The 20448-nt window shown below is 68.3% G+C and carries 23 protein-coding genes and 1 tRNA gene; 14 read left to right on the plus strand and 10 right to left on the minus strand.

Going from position 1 to position 20448, the window contains the following annotated elements:
• Positions 1-41: 41 nt before the first annotated feature.
• Positions 42-914 carry a nuclease gene (locus L324_RS33560; protein WP_037318182.1) on the plus strand — a complete coding sequence of 291 codons (873 nt, stop codon included), beginning with the start codon at positions 42-44 and terminating at the stop codon, positions 912-914.
• A gap of 136 nt (positions 915-1050) precedes the next feature.
• The gene (locus tag L324_RS33565) at positions 1051-1446 is read left to right on the plus strand and encodes a sigma factor-like helix-turn-helix DNA-binding protein (RefSeq protein ID WP_037318184.1); all 396 of its coding nucleotides are present in this window, start codon (positions 1051-1053) and stop codon (positions 1444-1446) included.
• Positions 1447-1501: 55 nt separating this feature from the next.
• On the opposite strand, the gene L324_RS33570 is transcribed toward L324_RS33565, so the two are convergent.
• Positions 1502-2785 (minus strand): RNA polymerase sigma factor, encoded by a 1284-nt coding sequence (locus L324_RS33570; RefSeq protein WP_037318187.1) that lies wholly within the window; start codon positions 2783-2785, stop codon positions 1502-1504.
• A 30-nt stretch (positions 2786-2815) separates the two neighbouring features.
• Positions 2816-3232, minus strand: coding sequence for a YciI family protein (locus tag L324_RS33575; protein WP_037318189.1), 417 nt, complete (start codon positions 3230-3232; stop codon positions 2816-2818).
• A gap of 206 nt (positions 3233-3438) precedes the next feature.
• Here L324_RS33575 and L324_RS33580 point away from each other — a divergent pair, with 206 nt between their 5' ends.
• Positions 3439-4434: a small ribosomal subunit Rsm22 family protein gene (locus L324_RS33580; RefSeq protein WP_037318191.1), complete on the plus strand. Its 996-nt coding sequence runs from the start codon at positions 3439-3441 to the stop codon at positions 4432-4434.
• On the opposite strand, the gene L324_RS33585 is transcribed toward L324_RS33580, so the two are convergent.
• Together L324_RS33585 and L324_RS33590 are read right to left on the minus strand one after the other, a co-directional pair.
• Positions 4416-5330, minus strand: a complete 915-nt coding sequence (locus tag L324_RS33585) for a LysR family transcriptional regulator (RefSeq protein WP_037318193.1) — start codon at positions 5328-5330, stop codon at positions 4416-4418. The two genes, L324_RS33580 and L324_RS33585, sit on opposite strands and share 19 nt — an antisense overlap.
• A 270-nt stretch (positions 5331-5600) precedes the next feature.
• Complete coding sequence (locus L324_RS33590) at positions 5601-6203, minus strand: sigma-70 family RNA polymerase sigma factor (protein ID WP_235783720.1); 603 nt, start codon at positions 6201-6203, stop codon at positions 5601-5603.
• Positions 6204-6533: 330 nt separating this feature from the next.
• Between L324_RS33590 and L324_RS33595 the strand changes: the two genes are divergently transcribed.
• Positions 6534-7721: a beta-1,3-glucanase family protein gene (locus tag L324_RS33595; protein ID WP_037318197.1), complete on the plus strand. Its 1188-nt coding sequence runs from the start codon at positions 6534-6536 to the stop codon at positions 7719-7721.
• Here the strand turns inward: L324_RS33595 and L324_RS33600 are convergent.
• The 3 genes from L324_RS33600 to L324_RS33610 form a co-directional block, all read right to left on the minus strand.
• The gene (locus L324_RS33600) at positions 7708-9909 is read right to left on the minus strand and encodes a terpene synthase family protein (RefSeq protein WP_051174235.1); all 2202 of its coding nucleotides are present in this window, start codon (positions 9907-9909) and stop codon (positions 7708-7710) included. The genes L324_RS33595 and L324_RS33600 overlap by 14 nt on opposite strands.
• A 104-nt stretch (positions 9910-10013) precedes the next feature.
• Complete coding sequence (locus L324_RS33605) at positions 10014-10784, minus strand: DUF3800 domain-containing protein (protein WP_051174237.1); 771 nt, start codon at positions 10782-10784, stop codon at positions 10014-10016.
• A 41-nt stretch (positions 10785-10825) separates the two neighbouring features.
• A complete protein-coding gene (locus L324_RS33610; protein ID WP_037318199.1) occupies positions 10826-11617 on the minus strand; it encodes an ArsR/SmtB family transcription factor in 792 nt (263 codons plus the stop codon).
• A gap of 145 nt (positions 11618-11762) precedes the next feature.
• Between L324_RS33610 and L324_RS33615 the strand changes: the two genes are divergently transcribed.
• The 8 genes from L324_RS33615 to L324_RS41870 all read left to right on the plus strand — a co-directional run bounded on the left by L324_RS33615 (position 11763) and on the right by L324_RS41870 (position 16360).
• Positions 11763-12131 (plus strand): hypothetical protein, encoded by a 369-nt coding sequence (locus L324_RS33615; RefSeq protein ID WP_037318201.1) that lies wholly within the window; start codon positions 11763-11765, stop codon positions 12129-12131.
• Between the two features lie 234 nt (positions 12132-12365).
• Positions 12366-12542, plus strand: coding sequence for a hypothetical protein (locus L324_RS42920; protein WP_161780902.1), 177 nt, complete (start codon positions 12366-12368; stop codon positions 12540-12542).
• Between the two features lie 13 nt (positions 12543-12555).
• Positions 12556-12750: a hypothetical protein gene (locus L324_RS33620; RefSeq protein WP_037318203.1), complete on the plus strand. Its 195-nt coding sequence runs from the start codon at positions 12556-12558 to the stop codon at positions 12748-12750.
• A gap of 56 nt (positions 12751-12806) precedes the next feature.
• Entirely contained in the window at positions 12807-13364 is a 558-nt protein-coding gene (locus tag L324_RS33625; protein ID WP_051174264.1) for a MauE/DoxX family redox-associated membrane protein, read from the plus strand.
• Positions 13361-13900: a thioredoxin domain-containing protein gene (locus L324_RS33630; protein WP_037318205.1), complete on the plus strand. Its 540-nt coding sequence runs from the start codon at positions 13361-13363 to the stop codon at positions 13898-13900. Before L324_RS33625 ends, L324_RS33630 begins: the two co-directional genes overlap by 4 nt.
• On the plus strand, positions 13897-15729 hold the full coding sequence (locus L324_RS33635) for an ABC transporter ATP-binding protein (protein ID WP_037318207.1): 1833 nt from the start codon (positions 13897-13899) through the stop codon (positions 15727-15729). The genes L324_RS33630 and L324_RS33635 overlap by 4 nt, the downstream gene beginning before the upstream one ends.
• Positions 15726-16238 carry a signal peptidase I gene (gene lepB, locus L324_RS33640; RefSeq protein WP_051174239.1) on the plus strand — a complete coding sequence of 171 codons (513 nt, stop codon included), beginning with the start codon at positions 15726-15728 and terminating at the stop codon, positions 16236-16238. Before L324_RS33635 ends, lepB begins: the two co-directional genes overlap by 4 nt.
• Positions 16235-16360: a DUF2795 domain-containing protein gene (locus tag L324_RS41870; RefSeq protein ID WP_081736548.1), complete on the plus strand. Its 126-nt coding sequence runs from the start codon at positions 16235-16237 to the stop codon at positions 16358-16360. The genes lepB and L324_RS41870 overlap by 4 nt, the downstream gene beginning before the upstream one ends.
• On the opposite strand, the gene L324_RS33645 is transcribed toward L324_RS41870, so the two are convergent.
• Positions 16338-16679 carry a hypothetical protein gene (locus L324_RS33645; RefSeq protein ID WP_037318209.1) on the minus strand — a complete coding sequence of 114 codons (342 nt, stop codon included), beginning with the start codon at positions 16677-16679 and terminating at the stop codon, positions 16338-16340. The genes L324_RS41870 and L324_RS33645 overlap by 23 nt on opposite strands.
• Positions 16680-16862: 183 nt before the next feature.
• Positions 16863-18314 carry a hypothetical protein gene (locus L324_RS33650; RefSeq protein WP_051174241.1) on the minus strand — a complete coding sequence of 484 codons (1452 nt, stop codon included), beginning with the start codon at positions 18312-18314 and terminating at the stop codon, positions 16863-16865.
• A gap of 70 nt (positions 18315-18384) precedes the next feature.
• Here L324_RS33650 and L324_RS33655 point away from each other — a divergent pair, with 70 nt between their 5' ends.
• Together L324_RS33655 and L324_RS33660 are read left to right on the plus strand one after the other, a co-directional pair.
• Positions 18385-18969, plus strand: coding sequence for an RNA polymerase sigma factor (locus tag L324_RS33655; protein ID WP_037318211.1), 585 nt, complete (start codon positions 18385-18387; stop codon positions 18967-18969).
• Positions 18966-20216, plus strand: coding sequence for a hypothetical protein (locus L324_RS33660; protein ID WP_037318213.1), 1251 nt, complete (start codon positions 18966-18968; stop codon positions 20214-20216). Before L324_RS33655 ends, L324_RS33660 begins: the two co-directional genes overlap by 4 nt.
• Positions 20217-20337: 121 nt before the next feature.
• On the opposite strand, the gene L324_RS33665 is transcribed toward L324_RS33660, so the two are convergent.
• Positions 20338-20410, minus strand: a tRNA-Thr gene (locus tag L324_RS33665).
• Positions 20411-20448 lie beyond the last annotated feature (38 nt).

Genomic DNA, 20448 nt, shown 5'->3' on the forward strand with positions numbered 1-20448 from the left:
CACCCGACTCATTCACCGGAATGAGAACTACCGTTGTGCACATGCCCATGACGCTGATCAAAGGTACGTTCCAGCTTGTCGGAGCCTCACCGGACGGCGATTCGGTGCGGTTCTATCCCGAAGATCCCCAAGCGACCAAGAAGGCGGGCCTCAAGGTCCGGCTCAATTCGCGGGGCGGGATGCAGTTGCGGCTCGACGCCATCGACGCGCTCGAAACGCATTACCAGGCCAGGGGAACCGGCGGGATGTGGCATCAGCCCTCGGAATTCGCCGACGCCGCCGCGGCGAACCTGCTGAAGGTACTCGGGTTCAAAACGGTGACCCGCGACGAACGGGGAAAGGTCACTTCCTCGACCCCGATCAAGGTACCCGGTCACATACTGACGCGATTCGCGGACAAATACGGACGAGCGGTGGCGTTCGCCTTTCCCGGACAACGGCCGGGAAGGTCGATGGACCTTTCCCGGGTCCATCTCGACGTCAAAACTCTGAAGAACTCCGCCAACTACCGGCAGGTCGCGGACGGTCTCGTCTACCCGACGTTCTATTCACTGCTTTACCCCGATCTCCGTGAGGCACTGGCGGGCGCGGCGGTCAAAGCGCGCCAGGACGGGCTCGGGCTGTGGCCGCTGGACGTCACGAACTCCGGGTTCAAGCTCTCCTCCCGGCGGCAACTCGCCGACGAACTGGTGATCCTGCCGAAACTGTTCCGCAGGCTCGTCGACTACCTCGCGCTCGACGAGAGTGGCGGGGTCTCGCTGACCGGGTTCTCCGACTTCCTCGACACCCGCAACGACCGGCTGTTCACCGTGCCGGACGGCCACGCCACGGAATTCGAGACCTTGGTGAGCGTGAAGCGACAGACCGTGAACCTGACGGTGGAACCGGAGAGGATCGTCTTCATCGAGGCGTGAGAATCCGCCCGCCGCCCCTTCGGTGTGGGCAAAAAGACCGTACCTCCCTCCCCCTCCACCGTGCTCATCTGAAAGGTGGGAGAGGGAGCCGATGCAAGTACACGGTTCGCGGCGGTCGGAGGAGGCCGGCGGGCGGATGGAGACAGCCTCGAAGCTCATCGACGCCGTTCGCGTCCTTGTCGTGCGCTATTGCCGCGCACGGATCGGACGGCGGGCGGGTACCTACGAGACCGCGGACGCGGTCGCGAAGAACAGCTGCCTGGAGATCCTCGCCAGGGCGGCCGAAGCGACCGTGCTCCTCCGGTTCGCCTACGACGTGACGCACCGCCTGGTCGACGACTTCCACCGGACGGCCGCCGAACTGCCGAACCCGCTTTCGGGGCTGCCCGGGCAGCAACGCGAGATCATGGTGCTGCGGTCGCTCGTCGGGCTTTCCGCCGACGACACCGCACTGGCGCTCGGCTGCTCCGTCCAGGCCGTCCGGCTGGGGCAGCATCGCGCCCTGACCGCCCTTCGCCCCACCCCCGCCTGACGCGTTTCGTCCTCTGGATGCGGTAGTTGCACGCGCAAGTACCGCATCCAGAGGACTAACCGCGGTCGGGGCCGGGCGCGCAGTCCGCGGCGCGGTTGAGCAGCAGGGTGCGTTCCGCGTCGTTCCCGGTCATCTCCGCCGCCCGTTCGAATTCGGCGCGGGCCTCGTCGAGGCGCCCGAGCTTCGCCAGGAAGTCGCCTCGCACGCTCGGCAGCAGGTGATAGGACTTCAGCGCGGGCTCGGACGTCAATTTGTCGACGACCTCGAGCCCCGCCTCCGGCCCGAAGGCCATCGACAGCGCCACCGCCCGGTTCAGTTCGATCACCGGCGACGGGTTCAGCTTGCCGAGCCCTTCGTACAGGACGGCGATACGCCCCCAGTCGGTCTCCTCGCCCGTCCGCGCCCGCGCGTGACAAGCGGCGATGGCGGCCTGCGCCGCGTAGACGCCGAAAGCGCCGTCCGCCAGCGATTCGGCGAGGTCCAGCGCGGCGAGGCCGCGGCCGATCAGGAGCCTGTCCCATTTCGCCCTGTCCTGGTCCATCAGCAACACGGGCTCACCGTTCGGCCCGACCCGCGCGGCGGACCGCGAAGCCTGGATCTCCATCAGCGACACGAGCCCGTGCACTTCGGGCTCCTTCGGCATGAGCCCGGCCAGGATCCGGCCGAGACGCAGCGCCTCCTGGCACAGCGCCGGCCGCATCCAGTCCTCGCCCGCCGTCGCCGAATACCCCTCGTTGAAGATCAGGTAGATGACTTCGAGCACCGACTCCAGACGGGCGACCCTGTCAGCCCCCTCGGGTACCTCGAACGGCACCTTGGCGTCGCCGAGCGTCTTCTTCGCCCGGACGATCCGTTGCGCGATGGCGGTTTCCTTGGCCAGGAAAGCCCGCGCGATCTCGTGCGTCTGCAGCCCGCCGATCATCTTCAGCGTGAGCGCCACCCTCGCCTCGGTCGAGAGCACCGGGTGACAGGCGGTGAACACCAGCCGCAGCAGATCGTCCTCGATATGGTCGTCGAGGCCCGCGGTGAAGTCGGGCTCCTCCTCGAACTCCTGCTCGCGGCCGATCTCGCCGAGTTTCCGCTCGTACCGCTCGTTGCGCCGGAAGGTGTCGACCGCCCGGCGTTTGGCCGTGGTCATGAGCCAGGCGCCCGGATTCCTCGGGACGCCCGACTCAGGCCACTGTTCGAGCGCGGCGACCAGCGCGTCCTGCGCCAGTTCCTCCGCGAGGCCGACGTCGCGCGTCATCCGCGCGAGGCCGGCGATGAGGCGGGCCGATTCGATCCGCCATACCGCGTCGATCGCGGCACGGGGGTCTGCTGTTGCGGTCACGCCGACCAATCAACATCGTCGGCGCGACGACCGCAACCACTAGTTCGCTTCGGCCTGCTTCCGCAGGTTCTGCTCGTGCTCGACGATCTCCGGGGTCGCGTTGGAGAAGTCCTCCATCTCGGCGATCCGGCGGATCTCGATCTCGCCCTCGCGGAACGGCGCGCGCTTCATCCACTCGATGACCTCGGCCTTGTCCTTGACCTGCAGGATCCAGAAACCCGCGATGAGTTCCTTGCTCTCGGCGAAGGGCCCGTCGACGACCCTGGCCTCGGACGTGCCGGAGTACTGGAGGCGGACACCCTCGGAGCTGGGGAGCAGTCCCTCGCCCGCGAGCATGACACCGGCCTTGACCAGCTCCTCGTTGAACTTCCCCATCTCCTGCAACTCCTCGGCGCTCGGCTGAGCACCGGACACGTCGGTCTTGTCGTCGCTCTTGACGATCACCATGAACCGCATCTCGCGTCTCCGTTCCCGGCGGGGCTCGTCCCTGCCACATCTACGCGTCGATCGGGCACCCCAGGTTTCGACACGGTCCCCGAACTTTTTTTCGCGAGTATTCGAGCAGCCGGAAAACCCCAGGTCAACCGCACATGTCAGATGCCGCCTCATCCCCACCGCCCACCCTCGAAGGACGCGCTGCGCGCGACTGGGACCATTCTCGGGTGGCTGTCGCACTCCCCCCAGATCTCCGCTCCGCCCTCGACGAGGAGCTGGGCAAGTACCCGCAGAACAGGCTGACGCAGTCCGTCGAGCGGCTCAGCTCGCGCTACCGCGAGAACAACCCGGCGACGGCCCCGATCCTGTCCTCTGAAGTCGACATCGCGGCGTACGCGGGCTACCGGATGCCGGCCACCTACGCGGCCGTACACGCCGTTCTCGCCGAAGCGGCCCTTCGCGCTCCCGGATTCGCTCCGCGCACGCAGATCGACGTCGGCGGCGGCACCGGTGCCGCGATCTGGGCGGCCGCCGACGTATGGCCTTCGCTGGAGAAGAGCACGGTCGTCGAGCAGGTCGCCGGAGCGATCGCGCTGGGGCGGCGCCTCGCGGAGCACGCGGCTGGCCCGGCCGTTCGCGGCTCGACCTGGCAACGCGGGCTGATCGACCCGGCCGCGCCCGCGCCGGAGGCCGATCTGGTGACCCTCTCCTATGTCCTCGGCGAGCTGCCCGAAGCCCGCCGGACCGACGTCGTCCGCTGGCTCTCGGCCAAGGCCGGGATGCTCGTGCTGATCGAACCCGGCACCCCCGCCGGCTACGAACGGATCGTCCAGGCGCGCGACGAAATCGTCGAACTCGGTCTCTCCCTGGTCGCGCCCTGCCCGCACGAAGGCGCCTGCCCGATCCCGCGCGGCAAGGACTGGTGCCATTTCTCCGCCCGCCTCCCGCGCACCGGACTGCACCGTCAGCTGAAGGCCGGAACGCTCGGCTTCGAGGACGAGAAGTTCTCCTACGTCGTCGCCTCTCGGACGGCGCCCGAGCGGGCGGGCGGGCGGATCCTGCGGCATCCGGTCAAACGCAAGGGCATGGTCAGCCTGACCCTGTGCGCCGAAACGGGGCTCACCGAAACGATTGTCACCAAACGGCACGGCCAGGCCTACCGCGCGGCACGCGACGCGGAATGGGGCGACGCCTGGCCCGCCGATCAATCCACAGTGGACTGACGACTGCGCCGCGCGAGCGCGCCGATGACGGTGAGCAGCGCCCCCAGCGCCGGATTGTCGTTGCCGCGCCGCCACATCAGTTCCAGTTCCACCGGACGGCCCTCGATCCCGTCCACCGGGCGGAGTACGACGCCCTCGAAACGCAGCGCGGCGGCCGCGGCGGGTACCAGCGCGACGCCGAGATCCGCCTTGACCAGCGCCAGCACCGTATGCACCTGGCTGGGGTATTGCGTGTACTCCGGCAGTACCCGCGCCGCGCGGAACACCGCCACCAGCATGTCGTGGAAGTACCGGCCCTCCGACGGCGAATACATGATGAACGGCTCGCCGTCGAAGTCGCGGATTCCGGGATTCTTCTTGCGCCGCGCCAAAGGATGCGACGAAGACAACGCCGCCAGCAGCGGTTCGCGCCACAGCGGCAGGGTCACGATGTCGCCGCCGGTCACCGGTGGCCGGATCATGCCGAGGTCGATCCCGCCCGCCAGCAACTCAGCCACCTGCGCCGACGTCACCATTTCCCGCAGCACCAGATCGATGCCCGGCACTTCGGCGTTCGCCGCGGCGAGGACGCGTTCGAGGTACGAATACGCGGCAGTGGCGGTGAAACCGAGCGTGACGACGCCGACCTCGCCCTTCTTCGCCCGGCGGACGTACAGCGTCGCCTCTTGCGACGAACGCAGTATTTTCCTTGCCTCGGCGAGAAAAACCCGTCCGGCGGGTGTCAGCCGGACCGTACGGTGCGTACGGTCGAAAAGCTCGACCCCCAGTTCACGCTCCAGCAGCTGGATCCGCCTGCTCAACGGCGGCTGGGTCATCGAAAGCCGCTCCGCCGCACGGCCGTAGTGCAGTTCCTCGGCCACCGCGACGAAACTCACCAGCTGCTCCAGAGAGAACACCTATCTATTTTAGGTATCAATCCAGGTCGAACAAGCGGCTAATCGGTATCGTTCCGGTCGGCATTCACCCACCGGAACGGAAAAGGTGGACACCAATCGTCCGTTCAGCCGGTTTCGGCTCGCGCGTCCGCCCCTAGGGTGGAACCGGCGTCCGTGGCTCCGGCCCTCGGCGACGGCGCCGACGGCGAGCTCTGGAGGGGCCATGTGCGTTCGCATTCTCGAAACCCGGGCCAAGCGGGAGAATCCCTTTCTCCGGCTGCTGGTCCGCATTCAACTCAAGGCGTCCTGGCGCTGAGCGCAGGCGCGCAGCCTGCTGATCGCCCGGTGTTTGGTCACGCGCACGCGTGACGACGTCGTGCCCAGCGCCGCCGCGGTCTCGTTCGACGTCAGCTGGCCGATCACCCGCATCCCCAGTACTTCCCGGTGGGAGAGCGGCAGCGTCCGCATCAGCCTGCCGAGCCGGACGCCGAGATCGGTCCGCAGGGCGCGCTGCTCCGGTTCCTCCGCGGCGACGGCCGGATGCTCCGGCAGGTCACCGGTCAGCACCTGTTTGCTCCGCGCCGCCTTCCGGAAGACGTCGGCGACCTTGTTCGCCGCGATGGCCCGCACGAGGAACAGGAAGGAACCGCCGCGCCGGGCGTACCCGGGCAGCGCGACGAAGACCGCGAGACAGATCTCCTGCGCGACGTCGGCCGGTTCGAGATAGGTCAGGTCGCGGCCGCCGAGCCGGGTTTCGGCGTACTGCCGTGCCCATGGCGAGAGGGCGGCCATGAGATCGTCCATGCCGTGCGGCTCGCCGGCCGCCGCGGCCTTGGCGAGGTCGTCCCAGCCGGCGGGGGAGATCCACGGCTCGCCCTCGCTGGTTCTTCGCACCGGAAAATCGTCGCCGCCGTCCATGTCCCGCTCCCCTCGGATGAGTAAACCGGCCGCCGAGGTCCAGGACGGAACGCGCACCACGGTAGTCGAGGAATCCGGCCACCTCAATCGACGAAAGTCCGCGACCGATTGTCCGCCGGGTCCTGAAACCGGACAGGTTCCCACCGTTGGTCTAGACATGTTGTCACTCGCGACGTAACTTTCCGTGCTGAGACCCCTCGCCAGGGTCACACCCAGGCCGGGAACGCGCCCCCGGTCGACATCCGCAAGCACCGCCGTGGCGCGTTCGCGCTCCGCGGCGGGATTCAGCCGAGGAGTGAGTGCACTGTGCGCATCCGTAAGAAGATCCGGCGCGTTCTGACCGCGTTGGCGGTCGTCCTCCCCGTCGTCACCGGGGTTTCGGCGCTTTCGACGCCCAGCGCGGTCGCCGCCGGTCCCGATCCGTTGCCGCTGACCGTCACCAACAATTCGAACCGCTCCGACGCGGTCCACCTCTACGTGCTCGGCACGAACCTCAACACCGGCAAGCTCGGGTATGTCACCGCGGGCGGCGCCTTCACCCCGTGGCCGCCGGGCGCGAACCCCCCGAGCCCCGCGCCGGACGTCGCGATCGCCGGTCCCGGCAACGGCGGTTCGACCACGCTGCGGATCCCGCGGATGCTCTCGGGCCGCGTCTACATGTCGTTCGGGCAGAAGATCAAGTTCTTCCTGACCCCGGACGGACTGGTCCAGCCCGCGCCCTGGGCGGGCGGCGATCCGAATCGGGACATCCTGTTCGACTGGAGCGAATTCACCTACGACAACGCTGGTCTGTTCATCAACAGCTCACAGGTGGACATGTTCAGCGTCCCGCACGCCGTCGGGCTGACCAACGGCGCCGGGGTCAGCAAGGAAGCCGGACGCCTCAAGGCGAACGGCCGCGAGAACATCTTCAACGCCGTCCTAGGGCAGCAAGGTTTCTCGAACCTCGCCTACAACCGGCTGCGGGTCCTCGCCCCGGGCAAGGGGCTCGACTCCGGCAAGTTCAGCGGGAACTACCTCGACGGCTACGTCACGAACGCCTGGAACACCTACAAGTCGACCCCGCTGACCGTGGTCCCCTTCGAAGCCGAACCCGGCAAGAAGTTCACCGGCCGCACCGGCGGGGACGACGTCATGCGGTTCACGGACACCTCGGGGGCGACGGTCGCGTCGTTCGGCAAGCCGAGCACACGCGACGTCTTCAACTGTGACGGGCGGCTGCAGGCACCGAACGACCAGGTGGTCGGGCCGATCGCGCGGACGCTGTGCGCGGCGCTGCACCGGTCGACGCTCGGTTCGCTGCACACCCAGCCGACCTACGACGCGAGCCAGTTCTACAAGCAGTCCGTGACCGACCACTACTCGCGGATCGTGCACGAGCAGATGGTCGACGGCAAGGCGTACGGCTTCGCCTTCGACGACGTCGGGCACTTCGAATCGCTGGTGCACGACGGCGACCCGCGTACCGCGCGGATCATCCTTACGGCGTTCTGACGACTCGTGAGTGGTAATGACGGTTAGAACCGTCATTACCACTCACGAGTCCCGGTACCGGCACCTTCTGCCGGTACCGCACGCATTTCCGGTGCCATTCCAGGATTCCGGACATCCAGTTCTTCAGGTTGTCCGCGTACCGGGTCAGTGCCGCGCGGACCTCCTCGTCGAGTCCGAGGTCGTCGCACATCCGCGGCAGCCCCTCGTCCGCGAGCTGTTCGAACTGCTCCATCCGCGCGTTCATCAGCCGCGCGGTGATGTCGCGGGCCTGGAGCCTGTCCACGGCCAGGAAGCGCTCGATGACGTAGACGAGGTTGTGGACTTCGCCTTCGTACTCGATCTCCTTCCGGTACGAGAACAGGTCGTTGGTGAACGCCGCGTAGTCCTCCGCCGCCGTGTCGAGTTCGAACAGGACCCGGTTCCGGTGCAGCTCCGGCGGGATCACGTCGCCGGTCCGCAGCCGCGCGAGGCTCTTCGTGAGGTCCGAACCGAACGTCCGCCGCCGCATCTCCACGTAGTCGACCGGATCGGGCACGCGGTTCTGCGCCTGGTTCGCCACCTCCCAGACCCAGCTCTCGGTCATCCTCTCGACGTCCGCCCGGAAGTCCGCGCGCGCGGACGGGCTCAGTGATCCCGCGGTGCGGCTCCACAGGTCGGCGAGCCCGCGTTCGACCGGGTTCGCCGGTTCGGGCACCGGCTCGCCGTCGAGCGGCATGAACAGCGAAAGCCGGTCGCTGCAGAACTTCGCCGCGACAGGGTCCCGCCGCATCCCGAAGATCAACGGGAAGTAGTCGTCGCCGTAGGTGCCCCAGGTCAGCCAGTCCGACGACAGCTTGAGCTCCTCGAAGTCCGAGTCCGGGTGGATCATCGCGGCGCAGTGCGGCAGGTCGATACCGCGCATCCGGCGTTCGTCCCAGACCCCGAGTGCGACACCGGGTACCGGGCCGAACATCCCCATCTCCCGTGCCCAGCCCGGCGCGTACTCGCGGGCGGCGGCGAGATGCGGGCTGGTGCGGACGGGGTACGGCATGCGGAATTCCGGCAGCGGCAGGTGTCCCACCGGAGCGAACGGCGGGGGAGCCTGCTGCCGCGTCCGTTGGACCAGCCCGAGCCGGTTCGGTGAGAACCGCAGCGACTCCGTGCCGAGCCCCGTCGGCCCGCCGAGCGGGCCGTTCGCGCCGGAGACCGGGCCCTCGTTCATGTACCGGCTGGATTTCGCGTGCCACTCGTGCCCGCCGGACTGCCAGTCCTGCAGGCCCTTGACGTAGTGGCCGATCCCGATCTGATCCGGCAGCGGGACGTCGTGTTCGACCAGCAGCGCGGGCACCTCGACGAGCGCGGTGTTCTCGAACTGCTGCAGCCGCGAGGTCAGCAGGTCGTTGGTGAGGTCGGCGGCCTCCTGCGTCGAGCAGTCGAGGAAGGTCTCGAAGACGAGGACGGCGTTGGAGTTCTCGCCCTCTTCACGCACTTCGCGTTGGTAGGAGAAGAGGTCGTTGCGCAGGTGGACGGCGTCCGCGAAGGTGTCGCGCAGGACCTCCATCGGCCTGGTCGCCGCGACCTTGTCCGGCACTTCGGCGCCGACGGCGTATTCGATCAGGTTGGCCGACCAGGGCGCCCCGCCGACGCGCCGCCGCATCTGGAGGTATTCGATGGGGTTCGCGATCCGGCCGCGGTCGATATTGTCCAGTTCCCAGAGCGATTCGACCATCAGGTTGTGCGTACTGGTGACGAATCGCCGTCGCCACGCCTCCGACATCGAGGGAATGGTGCGTGCCCAAAGGTCCTTGAGTCCGGCTTCGGCCGGGTTCTCCGGTTCCGGTGGTGTTTCCCCCGGCCCGGTCATGAACAGTTCCAGTCGGTCCAAATAGGCTTTCGCGCCTTCGGTGTTCCGGGTGTACTTGAATTGCGCGAGGAAATCGTCATCGAAGAAGAACACCCATACGTACCAGTCGGTGACCAGATCGAGGGACGGCCCGTCACAGTCCGGATGAGTGTGCGCGCAGAGCAGCGCGTAATCCATCTTGGCCAGCGCCTGCTCGGTCCACACGACGTCACCGGACGGCGCGGGCGAATCGAGCATGCCCATCTCCCTCGCCCACGCCATGCTGTGCGTCCGTGCCGCTTCGAGGTGCGGATTGATCCGTGCCGGATGCGGTACGTAGAACTCGGGCAAGGTGAAAGCCTGCATCTGCGACTGCCTCCCGGGCGGATGTCGAATACGTCTCGACATTTCCAGCCGCCCGCCGCGCCGGGCAACGGCCACCCGAGCGATTCCGCGCACCATCGAGTGAATCAGTTCCAGAGTGACTTCTGGTCGATATAGGGCGCGAGAAGCGCGGTCAGGATCGCGTCACCGTTTCCGTTGAGTTCGTCCTCGGCGATCCGCCGTGCGACACCGACCAGGAAATCGGCCACCTGCACCCGGGGATCGGTCCGCGAATCCACGAACTTCAGCCCGGCCAGCCCCGGACTCGACTCGATTTCGGCGAGCCGCTCCCCCCTGAGCGACGGCTGTTCGTCGTGGACGAGGAAGACCTGTTCGCCGTCCTCGCTCCAGCGTCCGACGGCGCGGAGGATCGCGGGGACCAGGGGATCGAGGACCTTGGCGTCACGCAACTCGGCCACCTTCGCCCGCAGTTCCGCGCTGTCGCCGGCCATCGCGAAGAACGACCCGCTCGCGGGATCCCGCCGGTTCCTGGTCCGCAGCACGTCGTTGAACGCGGCCAGAAGTCGTTCGTCCGGCGGGAGATCCCGGCCGAGCAGTCCACGGAGTTCGTTCGCCAGCAGCAGTTTCTTGTCCACGAGGTACACATGCGCGCGACCATGGAGCGGCCCCAGCGGGCCGAGGAACCATTCGAGCACCCGCCGGTGTTTCGTGCGGAGCAGGTGATTGGCCTTGTATTCGAGCGCGGGCGAACGGATCCGGCGGCGCAGCTCGACCAGGCAGGCCGCGGCCTCTTCGGTGCTCAGCCGGACCCCCGCGTGCGCGAACACGTCGGTCTGGCCGCCGATCAGCTTTTCGCCCTCGGACCCGGACTCGTCGCAGGCGATCTCCAGGGGCACATCCGGATCCTGCCCGATCGCCCCCGGCGCCGTCGACCCACTTACGCGGGTTCGGGCAGCGGCTCGCCGGTCTCGAGCAGCGTCTTGAGGCTCGACAGGATCGACGGCCAACCGCCCTTGACCATCTCCAGCGCGGTGCTGCCCTGATCGAAACCGTCGTGCACGACGGTGAGCTTCACCGTGTCACCGACCGGCTCCAGATCGAACGTCACCTTGGAGCGCGACTCGGCCGCGAGCTTCGCCGACACGTCGTCGTCGAGCCCCACCGACTTGGCGAACTCCGGGGTGAAGGTGTGCCAGGTGTAGGAAAGCCGCCGGTACGGGTCGGATTCGAGGATGACCTGCTCGGGGTCCTCCAGTTTCACGCCGAGCTGTTCCCAGGCCATGGTCGACCCGGTCTTCCAGTCCGAAGTGAACTCGCAGCCCCAGTACTGCTTGGTGAAGACCGGGTCGGTCAGCGCCCGCCAGAGCCGCTCGGGCGTCGTCTTGATGTAGCTGGTGTACACGAATTCGTCGGTGCTCATGGGTTCCTGCTCCAATGCCTTCTTGAGGTCGGCGAGCGCGTCGACCCGGCCCTGGTGGTACCGGTCGATCCAGCGCTCGGCGATCGCGTTGATCGGTTCCGCGTTCACGTAGTGCAACTTCTCGCGGCCACGCCGCACCGTGGTCACCAGATTGGCCGCCTCCAGCACGGCCAGATGCTTGCTGACCGACTGCCGCGCCATGTCCAGCCCCGCGCACAGTTCGCGCAGGGTCTGGCCGTTGCGGGCGTTCAGGTCGTCGAGCAACCGGCGACGACTGGCGTCGGCCAGCGCCTTGAAGACCTCGTCCATGTCGCTCTCTCCAATATGCAGCCGCGCGGCTGCCTTTTACATTAGGCAGCCGCACGGCTGCATGTCAAGTCTCGTGAGTGACCCTGTCACGTTTCCGGCGGCTCCCTCGTCCAGGTGGCGACACGACCATCCGAAGGAGTTCCCCATGCCGACCCCGTTGCGCGTCGCGATCGCCGTGCAGACCCTGGCCGTCTTCCTCACCCCGATCACCGCCGGTCTCCTGCTGACCATGCCGAGCGGCCACACCCTGCACAGCGCCACGTCCTACACGCTGTTCATCGTGGCGGTGCTGCACGTGCTCGTCGCGATCCTCGTGTGGCGGCCGGGCGGCGGCTCGCCCAAGCCGATCCTGCCCGCGGCCGTGTTCCTCGGCCTCACGCTGGTGCAGGTGTTCCTCGGGCTCGCGCACGTGACGGCCGTGCACGTCCCGCTCGGCGTCCTGCTGTTCGGCTTCAGCCTCCTGCAGCTGAGCCGGATCCGCCCGGCGCGGGAAACGGCGGCGGTGAACGCCTGACGCGTCGGCGAAACCTTCGCCCAGTTCTTCGCCCCGGGTCGGCAAGGCCGCACCCGCGAGCGGGAGCGCCGTCAACGACCGTCCCTTGTGGACACTCATGCGCCCTTAGCGAAAAGTTAGCGGCTCGTGGTTGCGTGAGGCCGGCAGCGGATCCGGAATGACCGGATCACGCTCGACCGGAGGAGGAACCATGGGAATTCGAAGTGGTGCATTCCCCACCGGAAGGGAGTGCACATGATCGCGAAATTGAGCAAGCTCGGCGAACGGCTGCTCGGCAAGGTCGTTCCGGTCGTCGAGGCCCAGGCGGGTGGTGCGGGAGCACAGGGGCAGATCTTCTGTTACTGCCTGAACCACCAGGCCAGGTACCGCTCGTGTCCGGGGTGCGGCTGTCACCTTCTGCTCGACTGCTGACCGGGAGGATCCGATGGTCACACTGATGGAACGACTGGGCGAGCGCATTCTGGGGGTGTTCGTCCCGATCGTCGCCGACGCCGCGACCACCGCGGCGTGCACTTATCCGAACTGCGGCGGTTGCCTGAACTGCATCCAACGGTATCGCCGTTGTTGCAACGGCGTGTGCGGCAGTTGCCAGATGGCCGAAAGTTGTTGCGGCGGCTGATTTCCGTGTCCGGGGCGGTGGACACCTTCCGCCGCCCCTTCCCCGTCGGGAGAATGATGTCCTACGTCGTATTCGGCTGCCGCTGCGCGTTGATCGTGGTGTTCGCGGTGTCCGCGATCTCCAAATCCCGGAATCGGACCTCGTTCGCGGCATTCCGCCGGGCCACCATTGAACTGGTACCCGCCGCACGCGGTCACGGCACCCCACTCGCCGCCGCGGTGGTCGCCGCCGAGTTCGTCATCGTCGTGGGGCTGGCCGTGCCGGACACGGCGACCGCCGGGCTGCTGGCGGCCGGCGCACTGGTCACGGCGTTCACGGTGGCCATCGCCACCGCCCTGCACCGTGGTGTCACGGCGTCGTGCCGGTGCTTCGGCGGCTCGTCCACTCCCGTGGGCGCGCGCCATCTGGTGCGCAACGCAGTGCTGATCGTGCTCGCCGTCCTCGCGTTCGTCCTGCCCGGTCACGACGGCGACGGGAATGACCTGGCCGCTCTGGGCCTGGCCGCCGTCGCCGGGGTCGTCGTGGCCCTGCTGGTGATCAGCTTCGACGCTCTCGCCGACCTGTTCCTGGGTATGCCGCCGCCTCCGCCCCATCACGAAGGGATTCCCTCATGACCGTCCTGTCCGTCGCCGTCGCGCTCGTCGGGATACTGTGCCTGCTCGACCTCGTGCTCACCCTCGGCGTCATCCGGCGACTGCGCGATCACACCGCCCGGCTGACCGCGTTGCAGTCCGCGCCCGGGGAGACGGCCATCGCCGAACCAGGCGAACTGGTCGCACCGTTCACTGCGTCCACTGTGGACGGTACGGTCATGTCGTCCGACGACCTCGCCGGAGCGAACCTGGTGGCGTTCTTCTCCCCCGACTGCCCGGCGTGCGAGCAGGAGCTGGCGCCCTTTGTCGAGTACACGAGGACCTTTCCCGGTGGTCCCGAACGGACGCTCATCGTGATCACCAGCGAGACCGGTGGCGCGAAGTACCATTCGGCCCTCAGCGGGCTCGGCCGGATCGTCACCGAACCCGAGCTGACCGGCCCGGTCCAGAAAGCCTTCAAGACGCGCGGCTACCCGGCGTTCGTCGTGGTCGTGGACGGTTCGGTGATGCAGGCCTCGCATACGGTGGCGGATCTCCCGCAGCATCAGCCCGCATGAGCGCAGTCGATCCGGCTCGGTCCGGGATCCGCCACCTGCGCGCCGCGATCGTGCTCGCGTTCGCCGCCAACCCGGCCGCGGCGACGGGTCAGCTCGCGGTCGCGGTGCTGGCCGGTGCCGCGCCGGTGGTGGTGGCGTGGCTGACGAGGATCGTCCTGGACGGGATCGCGGCCGGCTCCGGCCGGTCGTTCGTGAGCCTCGCCCTCGCGCTGATCGTGGTCGGTGTGTGCGCCGCCGTGCTGCCGAACGTGGAGCGGTACCTGCGCGCCGAACTCGACCGGTCGGTCGGGATCCTCGCCCGCGACCGGCTTTTCGGCGCGCTGGAACGACTTCGAGGTCTGCGCAGGCTCGAGGACCCGGATTTCCACGACCGGCTGCAGCTGGCCGTCGACGCGGGCCGGGCCAGTCCGCCGTCGGTGCTGTCCGGCGCGGTGGAACTGGTCCGGGGCGCGATCACCGTGGCCGGCTTCGCCGTGTCACTGCTGCTGATCGGGCCGTTCGTGACGGTGATCGTGCTGATCGGCGCGCTTCCGGTCGGGGTCGCCGAGTTCACGCTGGCGCGACAGCGGGCCCGGATGATGTGGGAGGTCGAGCCGGCGCAGCGGCGCGAACTGTTCTACGCGCAGCTGCTGTCCGGTCCGCGCGCGGCCAAGGAGGTCCGGTTGTTCGGGCTCGGCCGGTTCTTCCGCACCCGGATGGTGACCGAGCTGCGCGGGATCTACGGCGCCGAACGAACCCTGGACCGCCGGGAGCTGCGGGTGCAGGGGCTGCTCGCGGTGCTGTCCGCCGGGATCGCCGGCTACGGGTTGTTCTGGGTCGTGGGCGCGGCCTCGCGCGGCGTGGTGAGCGTCGGGGACCTGGCCGTGTTCGTCGCGGCGGTGGCCGGGATCCAGGCCGCGCTCGCGGCCGGTGTCGACCAGGCCGCCCGGATGCACCAGGCGCTGCTTCTGTTCGACCACTACGTGTTCGTCACCGCCGTGACCGGCGACCTGCCGGTGGCACCGGCACCGGTGCCGGTGCCACCGCTGCGCCGGGGCATCGAGCTGCGCGACGTGTGGTTCCGCTACAGCGAAGACCACCCGTGGGTGCTGCGCGGCGTCACCTTGACCATTCCGGCCGGGCGTGCGCTGGCGCTGGTCGGGCACAACGGCGCCGGCAAGTCCACGGTGATCAAGCTGCTGTGCCGGCTCTACGACCCGGACCGCGGCTCGATCCACTGGGACGGCGTCGATCTCCGCGAGTTCGACCCGGACGAGCTGCGCACCCGCGTCGGCGCGGTGTTCCAGGACTACATGGACTACGACCTGACCGCGGCGGAGAACATCGCGGTCGGTGATCTCGACGCGCTCGCCGACGAGCCACGGCTGCGAGGGGCGGCCCGGCGGGCGGGTGCGCACGAATTCATCGAGGCGCTGCCTCGTGGATACGAGACGATGCTCAGCCGGATCTTCACCGACAACGTCGACCGGGACGACCCGTCGACCGGTGTGGTGCTCTCCGGCGGGCAACTGCAACGGCTCGCGCTGGCACGCGCTTTCCTTCGGGACCAACGTGATCTGCTCATCCTGGACGAACCGAGCGCGGGCCTGGACGCCGAGGCCGAACACGACGTGCACACCCGGCTGCGCGCGCACCGGGCCGACCGGACCAGCGTGCTGATCTCCCACCGGCTGGGCGCGGTGCGCGACGCCGACGTGATCGCCGTGCTGTCCGGCGGGCGGATCACCGAACTGGGCGACCACCACGGGCTGATCGCGGCCCGCGGGGTGTACCACCGGCTGTACACGTTGCAGGCCAAGGGATACCACGAGGAGGTGGCACTTCCGTGAGCACTGTCGTGGTGGTCCTCGCGGCGGTGGTCGCCGTCGCCCTGGCCGTGCTGCGCTTCCGGCTCGTGCGCGTCATCGTGAAGGGCACCAGCATGCTGCCGACACTGCGGCCCGGCGACCGGGTGCTGGTTCGCCGGGTGGCCGCGCGGTCGCTCAAACGGGGCGATCTCGTCGTGTTCGCCAGGCCGCGCGAGGAACGGCGTTCCTGGATGATCAAGCGGGTGCTGGCCGGGCCCGGAGACCGGGTCCCGCGCGCCGAAGTGCCGGTGCTGTGGGGATACCAGGAGCCGCTCGTGCCGCCCGGCCGGTTCGTCGTCGTCGGTGACAACCCCGAGGACAGCTACGACTCGCGTCAGTTCGGCTATCTGAAGGCCGAGGCGCTACTCGGGGTGGTGGTGGGCTCGGCGCGTCGCCCTGACGGCCCGATTCGCGCGAACCGCGATTCGGGTGTGACCGCCCCTCAGCCGGGTAGCCGGGACTGGTCACCCAGCGAAAGGAGATCCTCGTGAGCAAGCCGAACCCGATCGAACTCCAGAAGCACCTTGCCGGTGTCGACTACCCGGCGAAGCGTGAGGATCTGGTGCGAGCGGCCGAGCGGAACGTGTCTGCTAGTCGAAGATCACCGACCTGAACAAGAGCCCGTCCGATCCACGTGCGCCGACGTCGAGGACGAAAGAGTCGCCTTGGCAACCGTCGCCCTTGAATACCGTGGCGGCCGAGTCGGTCTGGTTGAACGACCGGAAGGCGTAGTCGTCGGCGGCATCCGTGAGTTCCGGAAGATCGAAGCAATCGCCACTGGGCGGATCTTCCAGCGTGACACTCTGGAGTTCGCCGTTGTCGCCGTAGTGCCAGTAAGTGAATTCACCTTCGGACGCGGTGGCCGCGGCGGGTGTGGCGAGAGCCAGGGTGACGACGGTGGCCACGGCCAAGAATGCGGCGTTTTTACGCATGCGATCTATTCCTTCCCAAAAGATGTCGAGACCTCACTCTGACATCCACCGGGACTTCAAGCTCGAAGTGCACACTTTCGGGCAAAAGGTGCCTTACCAGCGTGCGAATAGGAGGGTTCGCGAAAACGTTCCGATGCCGTCGCTGTACCTGCACTTTTGCGAGAAAAACCACCCGAACAGATTTCACTCCTCGTTCGGCACCAGGTACAGCTCCTGCTTTCCGAGGGTCGGCGCGTCGAGTGTCCAGTGCGCGAGCGCGTCCGGCGGCGGGGCCGCCAGCCGGCGCAGCACGAGTTCGGGACGGCGTGGCCGGACGTCGAAGTCGAAGAAGGCGTAGTTCACGCGGAGTATCGCGCGGATCCAGCGGTTCTCCTCGCCGCGCGCCGCGATCGCGGCCGGCAGCAGGCCACGGTCGGAGAAGACGTCGACGACCGGGCAGCCGCAACTGTAGGCGAGGACGCCGATCTCGCCCGCGCTGCCGACGCTCCGGCCTCCCGCGAGCGTTCCCAGTTCCGCTCCGATACGTGCGTACTGCGCGCTCGACGTGTAGTTCGACGTCAACGGCGCGTACGTGCGGGGAAGTCCGGCAGCCGCGTACGCGATCACACCGGCGACGATCAGCGCGAGCACCCCGCAGGTCGTGACCCGGTGGGAAACCGCTACGGCACAGACGAAAACGGTCGCCGCGGTGAGGCCGGGGCCGTAGTACCAGTGGTAGGGCGGAACCGCCAGCAGCACGTAGCCGAGGTGGTAAAGCAGGCCGCCGAGGGCGAGCAACAGGAACGGCCGCAGCCCGGCGGGGATCCTGCGCCGCCGGACGACCGACGTCACCACGGCGAGGACGGCGAGGGCCGCGGGCAGGAACGCCAGCGCGGCCATCACCGGCGAACTCCGCGCGTAGAACAGCGGACCGTTGCCGAAGTTCCAGTCACCCCAAGCGTGTTGCGCGCCCTGGAGAGTCTTGATCACAACGGTGTCCGGAACGGCCGCGCCGAGCACGATCCAGCTGAAGCCGAACCACGGCAGCGTGATCAGCCCGGCGCCGAGGAGCGCGCGTGCCGTGCCGGGACGGAGGAAGACGAAGAGCACCACCGCGAACACGATCAGGTCCAGCCGGACCAGGGCGAGCAGGCCGGCTGTCAGACCGAAGGCGAGGGGGTTCTTTTCGACGGCGAACACGGTGAGCCAGCCCAGGACCGCCGCGCCGAGGGCGACCTCGAGCCCGATCGACGAGAGCAGCAGCGGGTTCGCGGTCAGCGTGGCGAGAGTGAGGGCGGGGAACCGGCGCGGCAACCCGGCCGCCGCGCCGAGCCTGCGCAACCCCAGGGCGAGAAGGACCTGGCACAGCACGAACAGCACTCCGGCGGCGAAGACGGCGTCGCGGACGAAGACGGTCAGAGCCGCCAGGATGAGCACGTTCGCCGGTGACGTCGCGGTGTTCGACGTCGCGTCGGCGAGCAGGCCCCAGTGGCCGTGGAAGGCGACGTTGCGCGCGTACGCCAGCGTGATGAACGTGTCGTCGATCAAATGCGGGCGGGCGAGCAGGAACACCACCGCCGAAAGCACCGCTACGGAAAGGGGCATCCGCCAGGACGTGGCCTGGTTGTCCGTCGTCCGGACCTGTTCCATGATCATGGCTTGACATGGCTTCTCCGCCCCGGAAAGTTGCGCGCAACGTTCGGCCGGTGCCGGCCACAACCAGGGTGTGAGCAGTCTTGCGATCGGGGTGGGGGTACCGGTGGAACAGACCGGTGACCGGGAACTGTGGGCCCGCGCGGCCCGCGGCGACGAGGGGGCGTTCAGTGAGCTGTTCGAGCGGCACGCCGAGGCTCTGTGGAACTACACGTATCGCCTGACCGGTTCGTGGAGCAGCGCCGAGGACCTGGCGTCCACGACGTTCCTCATCGCCTGGCGGCGACGGGCCGAGGTGACCCTGGTGCGGGACAGCGCCCTGCCGTGGCTCTACACGGTCGCGGCCAATGTCGCCCGCGACGAGCACCGCGGTGCTCGGCGGCGGCTGCGGCTGCTCGGGAAGATCCCCGCCCAGCCCGCCGTATCCGACCACGCCGATTCGGTGGCCGAGAAGATCGACGGCCAGCGCAGGCTGGGGCGAGTCGCCGAAGCCGTCCGGTCGCTGCCGAAATCGCAGCGCGAAGTCGTCGAACTCTGCCTGGCCGCCGAGGTGAGCATCGCTGACGCCGCGGAGTTGCTCGGCATCGCCGAGGTCACCGTCCGCGCCCATCTTTCCCGGGGACGAGCCCGGCTGCGTACGTTGCTGGAGGAGAAATGAGCGGCGAACCCGAATACCCGCCTCACAGTGCGATGCCGGACGACGTCCGAGCCCGGATGCGATCGGCCGTCCGCGAGGGGATCGCGAAGCCGCGGCGAACGGCGCGGGTCTGGTACGCCGCCGCGGCGGCGGTCGTGCTCGTCGCGTCCGGTGTCGCCGCCGTGACGCAGTCACTTCGTCAGCAGGGCACGGACCCCGGCCCCGATCCGGCCGCCGGCGGGCTCAACCTGGACGTCGGGCTGGCGACGTCGTCGCTCGACCGCTGCTGGGCCGCGGTGCGGGCCGCGGGCAAGACGGACCGGGTGGCCCCGCGCGAGGAATGGGTTCCCCACTTCACGGACACCATGCTGGACGTTTCGGTCGTCGCCGCGACGGCGGCGGGCAAGCCGATGTTCTGCGAGACGACGCTGACCACCGTGACCTTGTCCGACCCGAACGCCGTCCCCACGTATGTGCCGGGAACCCGCACCGGACTGCTCCTGCAGAGCGCGACCGGCCTGATCGGCGGGGTGCTCGATCCGGCCTGGCGGGGGGCGGGTCTCTCATTCCAGGCCGAGGATTCCGGCGGCGGGGACGTCGCGGAAGCCTCGCTTCTGACACATCAGTTCGTCTCGTTCACCTGGACCGACCCCGCGAAGACGCAACTGTCCGTTTACGAGCCCGTCGGAGCCACGACCGCGAGCCTGCCGCCGGCTCCGGCGCCGCTGCTTTCGGCCGTCGATCGCCCGATCGCCCCGGCCGACCGGACCTCGCCCGCGGGACGTGCGCTGGGCGCCTGTCTGTCCGGCGCGGCGGACGCTGTCTCCGACGTGGCGGGCTACAGGCCGGGTGCGCTGCTCGACAAGGACGGCTATCAGGTCGTTCTCGGCCGCTTGGGCGACCGGAGTCTGGCGTGCACGACCCTTCCGGACCCGCGGCGTCCCGGCCGGATGAAGATGCGTGTCTACCAAGACCAATTCGAGCTCCCGCCGGAGCAGCCCCGGACGATCCCGATGCAGCCCCTGGGCGGTGTGGAAGACGGCGGTGACCGGGCCAACGCCCGGACGCCGTTCGCCGGGACGCGGCTGCCGTCGACGGCGGTGACGGTGACCTGTGACTTCGGCGCCGGACCGACCTCGACGTCCGATGTGGTCGACGGGACCTTCGTGGTCTTCGTTCCGAAAGAGGTGAACGATCCGTTCCCGCGAGGGGTCCATGTTCAAGCGCGTGATGCCAAGGGCACCGTCGTGTTCGAAGGGTCTCTGTAGCCGGGGTTCGAGGTGCTCCGTCCAGGTCCGACCTCGCAAGCAGTCGACTACTTGCGGACCAACTTGCGACGGAACGAGATCAGGGAGTCTCCGGGAAACGGAGACCCCCTGGTCGAAGGTGAGCCGCCAAGGGGGCTCGAACCCCTGACCTTCTGTTTACAAGACAGATGCTCTACCAGCTGAGCTATAGCGGCCGTGCCCAGGGCAGCCCGGGCAAGCCCAGTATATCGGC

The sequence above is a fragment of the Amycolatopsis orientalis DSM 40040 = KCTC 9412 genome (assembly GCF_000478275.1).
In the GTDB taxonomy this organism is placed as follows: Bacteria; Actinomycetota; Actinomycetes; order Mycobacteriales; family Pseudonocardiaceae; genus Amycolatopsis; species Amycolatopsis orientalis.